The sequence below is a fragment of the Micromonospora sp. NPDC023869 genome (assembly GCF_055559695.1).
In genome coordinates, this window is record NZ_JBVHKD010000009.1 from 192349 (window position 1) to 207555 (window position 15207).

Sequence of the window (15207 nt, forward strand, 5' to 3'; positions counted from 1 at the left end):
GTTTCCTTCCGTTCGTCCCGTCGCCGTCCGCCTGCTACAACGACGTCGTCGTGCTACAGGCGCGAGACCACGGACAGCCGCCGCTAGATCCGATCTAGCGGCGGCTGCGGTGCGCCGGTTCGCCCGGGGTGGCGGAGCCACCCGACGGTCAGGCCGGAATGTAGTCGAAGGTGTCCGGGTGGGCACCCTGCCGACCGGCCTCGCCCCGGCCGAGCAGCGTGATCCGTTCCATGGTGGCGTCGTCCAGCGCGAAGTCGAAGATGCCGGCGTTCTCCTCGATCCGCGTCGGCGTGGTCGACTTGGGGAAGATCACGTCGCCCCGCTGGACGTGCCAGCGCAGCACCACCTGGGCCGGCGTCCGACCGACCTGCTCGGCGATGTCGGCGATGGTTGGGTCATCGAGCACCGCGCCCTGGGCGATCGGCGACCAGGCCTGGGTGACGATGCCGTTCTTCGCGCCGTACTCGCGTACCTCGTCGTTCGGGAAGTACGGGTGCGCCTCGATCTGGTTGACCGCCGGCACCACCTCGGTCTCGGCGGCCAGCCGTTCCAGGTGCGGCACCTGGAAGTTGGACACCCCGATCGACTTCGCCCGACCGTCGGCGCGAAACTCCTCCAGCACCTTCCAGGTGGAGACGAAGTCGCCGTCGTAGCGGGTCGGCAGCGGCCAGTGGATGAGGAAGAGGTCGATGTAGTCGGTCCGCAGCGCGTCCAGCGTCGCTCGGAACGCGCTGCGCGCGTCGTCGGGCCGGTGGCAGGCGTTGCTCAGCTTGCTGGTGACGAAGACGTCCTCCCGGGCCACCCCGGCGGTGCGTACGCCCTGGCCGACCTCGGCCTCGTTGCCGTACATCTCGGCGGTGTCGATGTGCCGGTAGCCGACGTCCAACGCGGTGCGTACCGCGTCGGCGGTGTCCTTCGGGTCGATCTGGAACACCCCGAACCCGAGCTGCGGGATCGAGTTGCCGTCGTTGAGGGAAATGTCCGGAATCGCGCTTGTCATGGGGGCGACATACCCGCTGACCGGCCTCTTCTCACGCGCCACGTCCGGCCTCAGAGGCGGCGCAGGGCGGTGGAGTCGAGGCGGTAGCCGATGGTGGCGTTCACGATCCGTTCGACCAGTTCCGCCTTGCGCAGCCCACCGAGACCGCGCAGCCCGACCTGCGCGGCCAGCTCCCGCAGCTCGCGTGTCGACCGCTCCGACAGGTACGCCGTGCCGTCGGCCCGGCTGGTCATGGCCGCCAGCCGGGCGGCCACCCGCGCCGGGTCGGGGGCCTCAGTCGCCCTCACGCGGGTTGCAGGTGGTCGAGGAACTCGGTGGCGAGCTGGCGCAGCTCCGCGCGGACGGCGGGCACGGTGACCCGGTCGCGCAGCACCACCGGCACCCCGCGCGGGGTGTTCGTGGCGTAGAGGGTGACGTTCTCCCGCAGCGCCGTCGGGAAGACCGGCAGCCCCAGGTTGCGGACCTGGTCCATGTAGCCCTGGTGGGTGGCGATCGGCCGCTGCGCGAGCAACTGGATCATCGTGAAGACCACGCCGGCCACGCCGGGGGCGACCTTCTGGTGCCGACGTACGGTGGCGAACCGTCGGGCGTCGGCGTTGTACTGCTCGACCAGCTCCCGCACGTTGCCGTGCAGATAGTCGATGCCGAGGGTGGACAGGTAGTCGGCCTTGGCCGGGATCACCAGATGGTCGCTGGCGATGATGGCGGACTGCGTGACCACGTTGAAGTTCGGCGGACAGTCGATCAACACCATGTCGTACGGCTCCAGCCCGTCAGCGAGCAGCCCCTCGGCGAGCGAGCCGCGGACCCGGAACAGCTCGGCGTCGTACTCCTCGCCACCGGCGACGCTACGGGCCAGTGCCAGGTCGATGTCGACCAGTTGCAGATGCGAGGCGATCAGGTCGAGCCGCCCGGCTCCCGAGAGCCGACTGTTCGCCGGTCCGGGGGAGACCACCAGGTCACCGAGAGTGATCGTGGTGTCGCCCTCGCGCAGGCCGTCGTACCACCGCTTGATGGTCCGGGAGTCGCGTAGCCGCTCCCGCCAGTCGTCCGGGTCGTAGAAGCCGAAGGTCAGGCTGGCTTGCGGGTCGAGGTCGATGAGCAGCACCTTCAGCCCTCGGTTGGCCAGTTCGGCCCCGAGGTTGGCGGTCACCGTGGTCTTGCCGACCCCACCCTTGTAGTTGATTACGGACACCACGTACATCGACGTACCTCCCCAGACCTGGGAACGGTAGTCGGCCACCCTGGGTGAATTCGATCATCCGCGCGACTTTTCCGTGTAGCACGTAACTACGTATGTTCGTATTATCGAGTCGTGGCGGATGTGGAGGAGCGACTGGCGGCGTTGGAGGCGCAGGTCGCGGCGCTTGTCGAGCGGACCGGTGTGCCGACCGAGCCGGCCACCCCGGCGGCGGGCGCCTTCTGGGCTCTCGACGGACTCAAGCAGCGGCTGCCCGCCGGCAGCGCGGGCGCCGTGCTCTACACCGGCACCGTCCGGGTCGCCGGGCGATCCTACGACTGGCAGTACGGCCGGGAGGTGGACGACTTGCTCGCCGGTGACTGGGCCGACCTGCCCGGCACCCTCGCCGCCCTGGGCCACCCGGTGCGGCTGCGCCTGCTGCGGGAGATCCTCACCGGCCGGCAGAGCACCGCCGAGCTGGCCGAAATCGAGGATCTCGGCACCACCGGCCAACTGCACCACCACCTGCGTCAGCTCACTGCGGCGGGCTGGCTGCGCAGCACCGCGCGCGGCCGGTACGCCGTCCCCGCCGAACGGGTGGTGCCGCTGCTGGCCGTCCTCAGCGCCGCCCACCGCTGACCACCCCGACCGATGCCGACCCCGACCGCTGACCACCCCGCACGGAAGGACCACCCCCATGCGTAAGCCGACCGCCGTCGCGCTGGTCGCCGGGATCCTCGCGGGTCTCGCCGGCCTCGCCGCGCAACCCCGGGAACCCCGGCTGACCGCGTCGACCACCGGTGACGCCGACCTCGCCGCCTCGGCCAGCGCCGCAGTGGCCGACCGGGACGGATACCGCGGTCTCGCCGTCGCGTCGATCGACGACGGGCAGATCCGTACCGCCGGCCTCGGCGACCGTGACCGGGACGGCGCGCCGGTCGAACCCGGTACCCCGTTCGAGATCGGCTCGGTGTCGAAGGTGTTCACCGGGATGCTGCTGTCCCGGCAGGCCGAGGCCGGCGCGGTGCGGCCCGAGGACACCCTCGGCACCATCTGGCCGGCGGTCGAGGGTCCGGCCCGCGAGGTCACCCTCGCCGAGCTGGCCAGCCACCGGTCCGGCCTGCCCCGGCTCGACCTCGGCTCGGTGGGCGGATGGGTCCGGGTGCTCCGGGCCAACGTCGCCGCTGGCAACCCGTACGCCGGACTGGACACCGACCGGGTGCGGGCCGCCGCCGACGCGCACGCGCCCGGCGACGGCCGGGGGAGCGTCGGCTACTCCAATCTCGGTTCCGCGGTGCTCGGGCAGGCCCTCGCCGCCGAGGCCGGACTCGACTTCCCCGAGCTGGTCGACCGGGACCTGCTCACCCCGCTGGGCCTGACGGCGACCGTCCACGCCGCCGATACCGATGCCCTGCCGGCCGGGCGCGCGCACGGTGCCCGCGGCAACGGACGGGTCGCGGACCCGTGGACCGGCACCGGGTACGCCCCCGCCGGCATCGGCTACTGGTCCACCGCCGAGGACCTGGCCCGGCTGCTCGCCGCCACCGCCGCCGGCACCGCGCCCGGGGCCGACGCGCGCGACCCGCGCTTCGACGACGACGAGCGCACCCGCATCGGGTACGGGTGGTTCACCACCCGCTACGGCGACCAGGAGATCACCTGGCACAACGGCGCCACCGGCGGCTTCTCCTCGTACGTCGGGTTCGACCGGGCCACCGGGCGAGGGGTGGTGGTGCTGGGCAACACCGACAAGCGGGTGGAGCCGATCGGGTTGCGGCTGCTCGGCGTACCGCCGGACCAGGCCGGCAGTCCCACCCCGGCGCTGCCGGTCTGGGCCGGTGCCGGTGTCGCCCTGCTGTTCACCGTCATCGGCGGGCTGTCGCTGCTCGGTGTCGCGTACCGCCCGGCGCTGGACCGGCTGACCGTGCTCTCCGCCGGGGCCTGGGCGGTGGCCTACCCCGCGCTGGGGCGTGCGCTCGGTGACTGGTCGGCGGTGCCCGGTTGGCTCTGGGCGGTCGGTCCGGCACTGAGTGCCGCCGGGGCGGCGTTGGCCGCGTACCGCTGGCGTGGGCTGCCGACGAACCGGGCCGCCGTGCCGTGGCGGCGGGTCGTGGTGACGGTCGCCTCGCTGGTCGGGGCGGTGGTGGCAGTGGTCGTCGTGCTCGGCTGAGCATGGCCGGCGGTCGATGCGCAGCTCTGCGGCGTTCGGTCGCGCCGCTTCGAGCTTGATCAAAGCTGTTAAAGTCCGCCCAGTCCAGGCCGGCTGGGGAGGCGAGGATGGCACTGTCGTTCCGGGATGCGTTGTCGCAGATGCTCAAGGCGCGGTTCCCGATCCTGTACATCGAGTCCGCCGAGGAACAGCGTGCCGTCGCCGAGGTCGCGGCCGTGGCCCACGACGCCGCGCTGGTGCGTACCCCGCGTGCGGTGTGGACCTGGTCGCTGACCACCGGTCTGGTGCAGCCGGACGGCGTCTGGCGGACCGGCACCACCGAGCCGGCCGACGCCCTGGACGCCGTACTGCGGATCGACCAGCCGAGTGTGGTGATCTTCAAGGATCTGCACACCTCGCACGGCGACGGCGAGCGGCCCGGTAACGCCGGGGTGGTCCGCCGGCTGCGGGACGTGGCGGCGGCGTTCAAGTCCGGCGCGGTGCCGCGCACCCTGATCCTGGTCTCGCCGGTGCTGCGCATTCCGGTCGAGCTGGAGAAGGACGTCACGATCGTCGATTTCCCGCTGCCCAGCGAGCCGGAAATCCGGCAGGTGCTGGAGGCGATCATCCACGCCAACTCCGCCGACGGCCGGATCCAGATAGCTCTGGACGAGTTGGGGCGCGAGCGGTTCGCCAAGGCCGCCCTCGGGCTGACCCTGCACGAGGCGGAGAACGCCTTCGCCCGGGCGATGGTCAACGACGGCGTGCTGGACGGTCGCGACCTGGACGTGGTGCACGAGGAGAAGCGACAGACCGTCCGCAAGTCCGGGCTGCTGGAGTTCGTCGAGGCGGACGTGAACCTCGCCGACGTCGGCGGGCTGGAGAACCTCAAGCGGTGGCTGGCCAAGCGGGACGGCTCCTGGCTGGCCGAGGCGGCGGCGTACGGGCTGCCAGCGCCCCGGGGCGTCCTGATCACCGGGGTGCCCGGGTGCGGCAAGTCGTTGACCGCGAAGGCGATCGCGGCGGCCTGGGAACTGCCGCTGCTGCGGCTGGACGTGGGTCGGGTCTTCGCCGGGCTGGTCGGCAGCAGCGAGCAGAACATGCGCACCGCCATCCGTACGGCCGAGGCGACCGCACCCTGCGTGCTCTGGGTGGACGAGATCGAGAAGGGCTTCGCCGGGGGTGGCGGCGACTCCGGCACCTCCACCCGGGTCTTCGGTTCCTTCCTCACCTGGATGCAGGAGAAGAGCCGACCCGTCTTCGTCATCGCCACCGCCAACGATATCGAGAAGCTGCCGCCGGAGTTGCTCCGCAAGGGACGCTTCGACGAGATCTTCTTCGTCGACCTGCCGACCCGGGCCGAACGGGCCGCCATCTGGCGAGTCCACCTCGCCCGGCGGCTGCGTAACCCGGCCGTGGCCGGTGGGCTCGCCCTCGACGAGACGCTGCTCGCCGAGCTCGCCGACCTCAGCGAGGGCTACTCCGGCGCCGAGATCGAGCAGGCCGTCATCGCCGGGCTCTTCGACGCGTTCGGCGAACGCCGTCCGCTGCGCCGCGACGACCTGGCCCAGGCGGTGGTCGGCATGGTCCCGCTCAGCGTCACCCAGGCCGAACGGATCGACGCCATCCGCGCCTGGGCCGACGCCCGCGCGGTGGCCGCTACCGCCGCCGAGGACTGGGACAGCGGGGCGTCCGTCGACCGGAGTGCTCGGCACGCCACACCGACCCAACGTGGTGGACGGGCGGTCGAGTTCTGATGACCGAGTTGACCGGAAGGAGTCCGCGGTGAGTATCTCGCTCGTGCTGCTACCCCTCGCCGTCGCCGCGGTGGCCGCCGCCCACGGCGTCACCTCCCGTTCCGAACAGGAGGGCCGGATCGTCTGCGAGGTGCAGACCCGGATGCGGGACGAGAACCTGCTCGCCGCCGCGTTGCACGACACCGCCGCCGTGGTCGCCGTCGCGCCGGACTCGATCACCGCGGACTGGGCCGGTGTCCGGGCGAGATTCCAGCGCGACGAGGCCGGCATCTGGTCGGCCCACTTCACCGGCGACATCGACGAGCCGAGGGCCGTGGAGGTGGTCCGCGCGGTCGACGTCGCGTACGGCCGGCAGGTCCAACGGGCGGTGTTGGAACGGCTGCGGCAGCAGGCGCCGGCCGCCGGGCTCCGGCTGGAGTCCGAACAGGTCACCGAGGACGACGCGGTCCGCCTCGTCTTCGCCGTGCAGGGAGCCCGCTCGTGACCGCCGAACAGCCACGACTCGTGGTCACCGTGAGCAGCGAGGGTGTGGTCAGCGCCGAGACCAGGGGCATCCTGGGCGACCGGTGCCTGGACTACGTCGCGGTGCTGGAGGACCTGCTGGCCGCCCGTACGGTCAGCAGCGCCTACACCGCCGACCACGCACGCACCGAGGACGTCGTACGACAGGAGGACCGCGATGTCGACCGCGCCTGATCCGGGCTGGTACCACCAGGGAGTCCCGGCGACGAAGGCGAACCCGGCCGCGAGTTGGAAGTGGCGACTGGGGCAGAGCTGGTGGCTGATCCTGCCGATTGTCGGGCTGAGCTGCCTCGGTGGCTTCGGCTTCCTCTATGTGGGGTTGCGGGCCCGGCGGGCGGCGTGGTGGATCCCGGGCATCGTCTACACCCTGCTCGGCTGGACGTCCTTCATCCTGGTCGGCGAAGTCGGTGAGACGGTCACCGACTGGGCTATCGGAGTGCTCCTGGCGTCCTGGGTGGCCAGCGTCTTCCACGCTGCCATGATCAACCCGGCCTGGCTGCGCTGGCGGGCGGGCTACCGACCCTGGTACGCCGAGCAGCAGGGTGCGTACCCGCCCGGCGCGCTGGCACCACCGCCCGGGGCACCCGCCCCGAGCTCCTACCCGTCGCAGGGCGGCTGGAGCGCACCGCCCGGACAGGTGTTCCCGCCCACTGCGGCATACCAGCCGGTCTCGCCGCCGTACTCGCCGTCCACCACCGCACAGCCGCCGGTGTCCCCGGCCTACCCGCCGACGACCGCGGCCCCCCTGCCGGACTACCCGCCGCCGTTGCCGGACTATCCGCCGCCGTTGCCGGACTACCCGTCACCGCTGGCCGAGTACCCGCCGCCGTTGCCGCGGCAGCAGTCGGGCGGACTCACCGCCGACCACGGCGGCGGGTTTGGAACGCTCGACGTCAACACCGCCCGGTGGGAGGAGTTCGCGGCGCTGCCCGGCTTCGACCCGGGACGGGCGCGGCAGGTCGTCGACGCGCGGGACCGCCGGGGCGGCTTCGGCGGCCTCGCCGAGTTCACCGCCGCCGCGAATCTGGCCCCGCACGAGTACGCCCGGCTGCGCGACCGCCTCACCTGCACGCCGCCGGGCGGCCATCGGCCGGGGCACCCGCCGTCCGGCCGCGTCCTGGATGTCTGAGCGCGGTCCGGCCCCGCGACGCGCGGCGGCGACCGTCGCGCTGGCCCGGTTCCTGGCCACCACCCGCGCCGAAGGGCCGGGCCTGCGCACCGCCGTCTGGGTCCAGGGCTGCGCCGTGCGCTGCGTCGGCTGCTTCAACCCGCACCTGTGGAGCTTCCGGGGCGGCGACGAGGTGGCCCCGGCGGACCTGGTGCGACGGGTGCTCGACGCCCCCACCGAGGGGCTGACCCTGCTCGGTGGCGAGCCCTTCGACCAGGCGGCTCCGCTTGCCGAGGTGGCCGCCGGGGTACGCGACGCGGGTCGCTCGGTGATGACCTTCAGCGGCTACACGTACGCGCGACTGCGGGCGGCGGTGGACGCCGGCCGGGACGACGTCGCCGCCCTGCTGGCCGCGACCGATCTGCTGGTCGCCGGGCCCTTCGAGGCCGACCGGATCGACCGGCAGCGGCCCTGGGTGGGCTCCACCAACCAGGAGTTCGTGCTGCTCGACGACCGTTTCCCGGACCTGCTCGACGAGGTGTCGGGCAGCCCGGACCGGGTCGAGATCACTGTGGACGCCACCGGGCGGATCGCGGTGAACGGGTGGGCCGAGGCGGACGCCCTCGACGAGTTGCTGGCCTCGGTGAGCCGGCCGCAGCCGGCGCGGCACGGCGTGATCGGCTGGCCCGACCGGGCCTGACGGCGGCCTGAGGTGGCCGAACAGTCCCGTTGCCCTCATCATCGATGTGTATCAGGATGGCCGCAACATCCGGCACACGGGGGTCGGGGAGCCGGATACCCGAAGAGGAAGGACGTGGCACATCGTGGTGCCTTTCTCCGGCAGGAGGGTGATCGCCGCCATCGCGGCGGGCACCCTGGTGGGCACGGTGGCACTGGTAGGACCGGTGTCGGCGAGCCCGAACAACAACTCGGTGAAGAAGCTGACCAAGGCGGTGACGGTCAAGGGCGTCATCAAACACCTCGACCGGTTCCAGGCCATCGCCGACGCCAACGACGGCACCCGCGCCTCCGGTACGCCGGGCTACGACGCGAGCGCCGACTACGTGGCGAAGCTGCTCAAGAAGGCCGGCTACCAGGTCACCCGCCAGCAGTTCGACTTCTTCTTCTATGAGGAGTTCGGCTCCTCGTTCGCGCAGGTGGCGCCGAACGCGACCGACTACGCCGAGGGCGTCGACTACGAGCTCATGGACTACTCCGGCGACGGAGTGGGCCAGGCACAGGTCGTCCCGGTGGACCTCAGCCTGACGCCGCCGCGCGCCTCCACGTCCGGCTGTGAGGCCAGTGACTTCGCCGCCGTCGACGTGGTGGGCAAGATCGCCCTGATGCAGCGCGGCACCTGCGGGTTCGGCGACAAGGTGGCCAACGCCGAGGCCGCCGGAGCGGTCGGCGCGATCGTGATGAACCAGGGCAACGGTACGCCGGAGGCCAACCCGGACCGCTGGGACCTGTTCGCCGGCACCCTCGGCGTACCGGTCGGCATTCCGGCCGTCTCCGTCTCGTACGACACCGGGGCGCAGTTCGCGGCGACGGCGGGTCTGGTCCTGCGCATCGAGGCCGACACCACCTCGGAGGTCCGCACCACCGAGAACGTCTTCGCGCAGACCCGGCACGGCCGCACCGACAACGTCGTCATGGCCGGCGCGCACCTCGACTCGGACCCGGCCGGGCCGGGCTACAACGACAACGGCACCGGCAGCGCCGCGCTGCTGGAGGTGGCCCTCCAGATGGCGAAGGTCAAGCCGGCCAACGCGGTGCGGTTCGCCTGGTGGGGCGCGGAGGAGGCGGGCCTGGTCGGCTCGCAGTACTACGTGGACAGCCTGACCGAGCAGCAGGTCGGCGACATCGCCCTCTACCTCAACTTCGACATGATCGGCTCGCCGAACTACGTCTTCGGGGTCTACGACGGTGACGACTCGGCGCAGCAGGGCGCCGGACCGGGACCGGAGGGGTCGGCGCAGATCGAGCAGGTGTTCGAGAGGTTCTTCGCCTCCCGCAAGCTGCCGACCGTGCCGTCGGACTTCACCGGTCGCTCGGACTACGGGGCGTTCATCGCCGTCGACATCCCGGCCGGTGGCCTGTTCACCGGTGCGGAGGGCATCAAGACTGCCGAGGAGGCCGCCCTCTTCGGCGGGCTGGCAGGGGAGGCGTACGACCCCTGCTACCACCAGGCGTGTGACAGCCTGACGCCGGTCGCCGACGGTGCCGACCCGGCGTTGTACCGGGCCCTGAACAAGAAGTACAAGCTCCGGGGCAACGTCAACGTGCACGCGCTGGACGTCAACTCCGACGCGATCGCCGCCGCGGTGATCACGTTCGCGTACGACACCTCGGCCGTGAACGGCGTACCGGGCAAGGCGCCCGGCAAGGGGAAGGGCAAGGGCAAGGGGCACGGCCCCAAGCACGGTCACCCGCACGGGCACTCCTGGCGGTGACGCCGACCGGGCCGGGCTCCCCCGTGGGGCCCGGCCCGCACCGGTTCACTGCGGCGGCGACGCCGACCGGGACAGCCGCCAGTGCTGCCGTTTGCCCTCGTCCCGGACCACCACGCCGTAACGCGCCAACTCGGTCCGCAACTCACCGGCCTCGTCGCCCCGGTCGTCGTCCAACGCCCGCTGCCGGGCTTTCAGCAGCGCGTCGGCGCCCGGCGGCAACCCGGGCAGCTCGGGCACCCAGAGCCGGTACGCGGTCCGATGCGGGTCCTCGTCCGCCCAGGGCCAGCCGTGTGCCCGGAACGCCCCGGCCAGGTCGGTGCCGGGAAGGTCGGAGCGCCGCCGGAGGAGTTCCTCGTCGTCCGGGCCGAGCAACACCAGTTCCTTGCCGTCCAGGTGGGCCACCCGGACGTCCCGCCGCGCGAACTCCCGCTCCTTGCTGCCGTGCCGCACGCGCACCCGGTCCACGGCCACCTCGACGGCGACCCGATCGGCGGCCGCGACGGCACCGAACACCAGGCCGGTCAGGACGCCGACCGCCGCACCGGCCGCCAGCGCCTGCTGGTCGGGCATGCCGTCGAGCAGGCGGAACAGCCCTTGCGCGGGAGCCCAGGACAGGCCGGCGATCCAGCCCGCCCCGGCCGCCAGCCCCGCCCCTACGGCACCGCCGGCCAGCGGGAACCCGACCCAGATCAGCAGTGTCTCCAGCCGACCCCCGCTGACCACGGTCGGCGTGCCGTACGCCGTCACGCCACCTCCCGACGCGTCGTCCGCACCAACCCGACGACCAGGGGTAGGACCAGCCACACCAGCAGGGAGACCGCGAGCCGTGCCCACTGCCCGGCGGTCACCTCCGGGGTGAACAGCGGCCCCATGGTCCGCCCGGTGTCCAACCACTCGGCGCTGCGGTTCAGCGGCCGGATCAGCTCGCCGAGGATCATCCAGACGTTCGGCAGCACCAGATAGGAGACGATGGCCAGCGGCGTGTGCAGGAACAGCAGGCCGAACGCGGCGCCCATCAGCACACAGGACACCTGGAACACGACGGCGTGCAGGACCAACGCCCCCTCGATCCGCCAGGTCCCGGCACCGCCGGTGGCGTCGGCGATCAGGTTCGCCACGGCCGCCACGGCGAGACTGACCACCACCGACGCCAGGGCGGCCAGCACCACCGCGACGAGTTTGGCGGCGATCACCCGACCTCGGCGGGGCACCAGGGCGAAGGTGGTCAACGCGGTCCGCTGCGACCACTCGCTGGTGATCGACAGGATGCCCAGCACCGGCAGCAGCAGCCCGATCGGCAGCAGCGACGGGATGAAGAAGTCGACGAAGGTCTGCTCGGCGTCCTCGGCGTACACCAGTTGGATGGTGGCGATCAGGGCGGCGATCAGCGCGATGGTGATCAACAGCCAGCGTCCGGCCCGGGTGTCGACGAGCTTGCGCAGCTCCACCAGGGTCAGCCGGGTCAGCGACGGCGCCTGCTCGGCCGCCGGACTGACCGGCCGGGTGAGCTCGGGGGCGACGGTGGTGGTCATCGGGCTGGCTCCCTGGTCGGCTCGGTGGTGCTGGTCTCGGCGGACTGCGGTGCGCCGGTCGCGGTGAGGGTGAGGAAGAGCTGCTCCAGGCCGCCGCTCCCGGCCGGCCGCAGCTCGGTCAGGGCGACACCGGCCGCCAGCGCGGCCTCGCCGACCGCGTCGGTGTCGGCGCGGACCACCAGCCCGTCGGTGCCCTCGCTGATCGGCAGGCCGGCGCGTTCCAGCGCGGTCCGCAGCGCGCCCCGGTCGCGGGCGCGCACCAGCGTGCCGCCGTCGGCCAGCAACTCCTCCTTGTCGCCCTGCGCCACGACCCGGCCGCCCCCGATCACCACCAGCCGGTCCGCGACGGCCTCGACCTCGCGCAACAGGTGGGAGGAGAGCAGCACGGTGCCGCCCCGGTCGGCGAAGTCGCGCAGCAGGCCGCGCATCCAGAAGATCCCCTCCGGGTCGAGGCCGTTTGCCGGTTCGTCAAGCACCAGGACCCGGGGGTCGCCCAGCAGCGCGTGCGCCAGGCCGAGCCGCTGGCGCATCCCCAGCGAGTACGCGCCCACCCGCCGCCGGGCCGCGACCGCGTTCAGGCCCACCCGGTCGAGCACCTCTCCCACCGCGCGCCGGTCCACGCCCATCGTGGCCGCCGCCACCGCCAGCGCCTCCCGGCCGCTGCGTCCGACGTGCTGGGCGGAGGCGTCCAGCAGGACACCGACGACGCGACCCGGGTTGGGCAGTCGGCGGTAGGGGTGTCCGGCGACGGTGGCGGTGCCGGAGGTCGGTGTGCTCAGCCCGCAGAGCATCCGCATCGTGGTCGACTTGCCGGCCCCGTTGGGCCCGAGGAAGCCGGTGACCGTGCCCGGTTCGCAGCGGAACGACACGTCCTCGACGGCGGTGTGCCGCCCGTACCGTTTGGTGAGCTGGTCTACGACAATCATGCCGATCAGGCTGCCGGGGCCACCCGGCTGTCCGCAGCGGCCACCGGTCGAGATCAGCTAGACCAAGGTCGACCCCGAAGGACCGACTTTGGTAGCTGGCCGGAGCCGTCGACGACTGCCTACCATTACGCCTGTGACCAGCCCCGTCGTCCCCGAGTACCCGTGGCTGCTGCCCGGGGCGCTCGGCGCGACCGACCGTCGCCCCCGGCGCACCATGCGGGACTGGCTGATCGACAGCACCTGCTTCCTGCTCTCGCTCGGCTGGGTGGTGCTGACCACGTTCGACGCCCTCACACCGGCCCCGATCGTCGCCGAGCGGCTGCCGTACGGCTGGATGATCGTCGCGGACGCGGTCGTCGGGCTGGCCTGCACGGTGGCGCTCTGGTGGCGCCGTCGCTGGCCGCTCGGGCTTCTGCTGGTGACGTTGCCGCTGACCATGCTCTCGGTCACCTCGGTCGCCGCGCTGCTGATCATCTACTTCACCGTGGTGGTGCATCTGCGGACCGCGGTGGCGCTGGCGGTCACCGCGGCCGGGTTGGTCTGCAACATGTTCTTCGCCCTGTTCCGCCCCGACCCGCACAGCAGCTACTGGGCCGCCACCATCTGGGGAATGGTGATCACCCTGCTGGTGATGGCCTGGGCGATGTTCGTCCGGGCCCGTCGGCAACTGGTGCTGTCACTACGCGAACGCGCCGAGCGCGCGGAGGCCGAGCAGCAGCTCCGGGTGGCCCAGGCGCAGCAACTGGAGCGCACCCGGATCGCCCGCGAGATGCACGACGTGCTGGCCCACCGGATCTCCCTGCTCAGCCTGCACGCCGGTGCGCTGGAGTTCCGGCCCGACGCCACCGGAGAGGAGGTCTCCCGGGCCGCCGGGGTGATCCGGGGCAACGCGCACGCCGCCCTCCAGGACCTGCGTGAGGTGATCGGCGTGCTGCGGGCCGACACCTCCCTGACCGCCGAGCCGGAGCGCCCGCAACCCACGCTCGACGACCTGCCCGCGCTGGTCGCCGAGTCCCGGGCCGCCGGGACCCGGGTGGACCTGCGGGACCGGGTCAGCGACCCGGAGCAGCTCCCCGCCGGGCTGGGGCGCAGCGTCTACCGGATCGTGCAGGAGGGGCTGACCAACGCCCGCAAGCACGCCGCCGGCGCGGCCGTCACGGTCGGGCTCAGCGGTGGCCCCGGCGACGGGCTGACCGTGGAGATTCGCAACCGGTGGCCGGTGGGCGAGGCCGTGCCGTCGATCCCGGGTACCGGCACCGGGCTGGTCGGTGTCGCCGAGCGGGTCACCCTGGCGGGCGGACGGCTGGAACACGGCCGCGACGACGTCGGCGACTTCCGGCTCGCCGCCTGGCTGCCCTGGCCGGCGTCGTGACCGCCCCGGAGCAGGTGCCGCCGGTGGCGGGTCCACGTCCGATCCGGGTCCTCATCGTGGACGACGACGCGCTGGTGCGCGCCGGCCTGTCGATGATCCTCGGCGGTCCGCCCGACCTGGAGGTGGTCGGGGAGGCGGCCGACGGCGGCGAGGTGGTCCAGGCGGTCGCCACCTGCCGGCCGGACGTGGTGCTGATGGACATCCGGATGCCGAGGGTGGACGGGCTGGCCGCCACCGAGGCGCTGCGGGCGCTGCCCCGACCTCCGGAGGTGCTCGTGCTGACCACCTTCGACGCCGACGAGCACGTCCTGCGGGCGCTGCGGGCCGGTGCCGGCGGATTCCTGCTGAAGGACACCCCGCCCGCCGAGATTGTGCAGGCGGTGCGCCGGGTGGCGGCCGGGGAGGCGACCCTGTCACCGACGGTCACCCGGACCCTCATCACGCACGTCACGGTGGGTACCGCCAGCGATCCGCGCCAGGAGCGGGCCAGCCGGCTGCTCGACGGTCTCACCGAGCGGGAACGCGCGGTGGCGATAGCCATCGGCCAGGGGCGTACCAACGCCGAGATCGCCACCGAGCTGTTCATGAGCGTCGCCACCGTCAAGGCGTACGTCTCGCGGCTGTTGACCCGGCTCGGTCTCAACAACCGGGTGCAGGTCGCGCTCCTCGTGCACGACGCCGGGCTGGTCTGACGGCGTCGGCCGCCACTCTCGGTTAACCGCGAGCCGATCTGGTTTGAACTTTCCCGCTCGCCAGGCCGTATCAATGGGCGAGGTGCGGTGCTCAGGCGCATCGCCACCGAACTGCGGGAGGCCTGCCGTGCGAGTTGATGGTCAGTCGACGGATCCCATCGATCAGATCCTGGGCGAGTTGCCGGTCCCGACGCCGTTGACCCCCGAGGATGTCCGCCTGGCGGTACGGGCGGTAGTAGTGCACGCGGCGGAGGAATGGCCCACCGGGGCCCTCTGCCGCAACGACGGCGCGAGATTCCCCTGCCGGCTGCATCGCTGGGGTCGGAAGGTACTGCTCGACCACGGGCTCAACGAACGACAGCTCGATGCCCTCATCCGGCACGGCAACCCGTTCGTCCACGTCCCTTTCCCGTTCCTGGTGAACGGGCCGCAACAGGGCCGTACCCCGGTGGCCCGTCCGGCGGGTGCCGAGCGGTCCGGCGGTCACCCGATGCGTGCGGGCGCGGCCGGTTATCC

16 protein-coding genes are annotated in these 15207 nt (G+C 72.4%); 10 read left to right on the forward strand and 6 right to left on the reverse strand.

The genetic code is table 11. The annotated features are described in order from the left end of the window. Positions 1–148: 148 nt before the first annotated feature. Genes ACZ31C_RS23795 through ACZ31C_RS23805 form a run of 3 tightly spaced genes read right to left on the reverse strand, consistent with a single transcriptional unit; the run spans position 149 to position 2204 of the window. Positions 149–1000 (reverse strand): aldo/keto reductase, encoded by an 852-nt coding sequence (locus ACZ31C_RS23795; RefSeq protein ID WP_465797135.1) that lies wholly within the window; start codon positions 998–1000, stop codon positions 149–151. Positions 1001–1050: 50 nt separating this feature from the next. Beyond that, positions 1051–1287, reverse strand: a complete 237-nt coding sequence (locus tag ACZ31C_RS23800; RefSeq protein ID WP_465797136.1) for a Rho termination factor N-terminal domain-containing protein — start codon at positions 1285–1287, stop codon at positions 1051–1053. Then, complete coding sequence (locus ACZ31C_RS23805; protein ID WP_350693304.1) at positions 1284–2204, reverse strand: ParA family protein; 921 nt, start codon at positions 2202–2204, stop codon at positions 1284–1286. The genes ACZ31C_RS23800 and ACZ31C_RS23805 overlap by 4 nt, the downstream gene beginning before the upstream one ends. Positions 2205–2315: 111 nt before the next feature. On the opposite strand from ACZ31C_RS23805, the gene ACZ31C_RS23810 reads away from it, so the two are divergent. The 8 genes from ACZ31C_RS23810 (at position 2316) to ACZ31C_RS23845 (ending at position 10169) form a co-directional block, all read left to right on the forward strand. Further along, positions 2316–2819, forward strand: coding sequence for an ArsR/SmtB family transcription factor (locus tag ACZ31C_RS23810; RefSeq protein WP_465797137.1), 504 nt, complete (start codon positions 2316–2318; stop codon positions 2817–2819). A gap of 58 nt (positions 2820–2877) precedes the next feature. Then, complete coding sequence (locus tag ACZ31C_RS23815) at positions 2878–4350, forward strand: serine hydrolase domain-containing protein (RefSeq protein ID WP_465797138.1); 1473 nt, start codon at positions 2878–2880, stop codon at positions 4348–4350. Between the two features lie 107 nt (positions 4351–4457). After that, a complete protein-coding gene (locus ACZ31C_RS23820) occupies positions 4458–6086 on the forward strand; it encodes an AAA family ATPase (RefSeq protein ID WP_465797139.1) in 1629 nt (542 codons plus the stop codon). A 28-nt stretch (positions 6087–6114) separates the two neighbouring features. After that, on the forward strand, positions 6115–6570 hold the full coding sequence (locus tag ACZ31C_RS23825; RefSeq protein WP_465797140.1) for a hypothetical protein: 456 nt from the start codon (positions 6115–6117) through the stop codon (positions 6568–6570). Next, positions 6567–6782, forward strand: a complete 216-nt coding sequence (locus ACZ31C_RS23830) for a DUF2997 domain-containing protein (RefSeq protein WP_465797141.1) — start codon at positions 6567–6569, stop codon at positions 6780–6782. The genes ACZ31C_RS23825 and ACZ31C_RS23830 overlap by 4 nt, the downstream gene beginning before the upstream one ends. Continuing rightward, complete coding sequence (locus tag ACZ31C_RS23835) at positions 6766–7737, forward strand: ComEA family DNA-binding protein (RefSeq protein WP_465797142.1); 972 nt, start codon at positions 6766–6768, stop codon at positions 7735–7737. Before ACZ31C_RS23830 ends, ACZ31C_RS23835 begins: the two co-directional genes overlap by 17 nt. Continuing rightward, positions 7730–8416 (forward strand): 4Fe-4S single cluster domain-containing protein, encoded by a 687-nt coding sequence (locus tag ACZ31C_RS23840; protein ID WP_465797143.1) that lies wholly within the window; start codon positions 7730–7732, stop codon positions 8414–8416. Before ACZ31C_RS23835 ends, ACZ31C_RS23840 begins: the two co-directional genes overlap by 8 nt. A 124-nt stretch (positions 8417–8540) precedes the next feature. Next, entirely contained in the window at positions 8541–10169 is a 1629-nt protein-coding gene (locus ACZ31C_RS23845) for a M28 family metallopeptidase (protein WP_465797144.1), read from the forward strand. Between the two features lie 45 nt (positions 10170–10214). Here ACZ31C_RS23845 and ACZ31C_RS23850 read toward each other — a convergent pair whose 3' ends face one another. From ACZ31C_RS23850 to ACZ31C_RS23860, 3 genes are read right to left on the reverse strand one after another with little or no spacing between them, the layout of a single operon-like run. Then, entirely contained in the window at positions 10215–10916 is a 702-nt protein-coding gene (locus ACZ31C_RS23850) for a YqeB family protein (RefSeq protein ID WP_465797145.1), read from the reverse strand. After that, positions 10913–11701, reverse strand: a complete 789-nt coding sequence (locus ACZ31C_RS23855; protein ID WP_465797146.1) for an ABC transporter permease — start codon at positions 11699–11701, stop codon at positions 10913–10915. The genes ACZ31C_RS23850 and ACZ31C_RS23855 overlap by 4 nt, the downstream gene beginning before the upstream one ends. Beyond that, positions 11698–12627: an ABC transporter ATP-binding protein gene (locus ACZ31C_RS23860; RefSeq protein WP_465797147.1), complete on the reverse strand. Its 930-nt coding sequence runs from the start codon at positions 12625–12627 to the stop codon at positions 11698–11700. Before ACZ31C_RS23860 ends, ACZ31C_RS23855 begins: the two co-directional genes overlap by 4 nt. A gap of 133 nt (positions 12628–12760) precedes the next feature. Between ACZ31C_RS23860 and ACZ31C_RS23865 the strand changes: the two genes are divergently transcribed. Then, positions 12761–13999, forward strand: a complete 1239-nt coding sequence (locus tag ACZ31C_RS23865) for a sensor histidine kinase (protein WP_465797148.1) — start codon at positions 12761–12763, stop codon at positions 13997–13999. Then, the gene (locus ACZ31C_RS23870) at positions 13975–14691 is read left to right on the forward strand and encodes a response regulator (protein ID WP_465797216.1); all 717 of its coding nucleotides are present in this window, start codon (positions 13975–13977) and stop codon (positions 14689–14691) included. The genes ACZ31C_RS23865 and ACZ31C_RS23870 overlap by 25 nt, the downstream gene beginning before the upstream one ends. Positions 14692–15207: the final 516 nt, after the last annotated feature.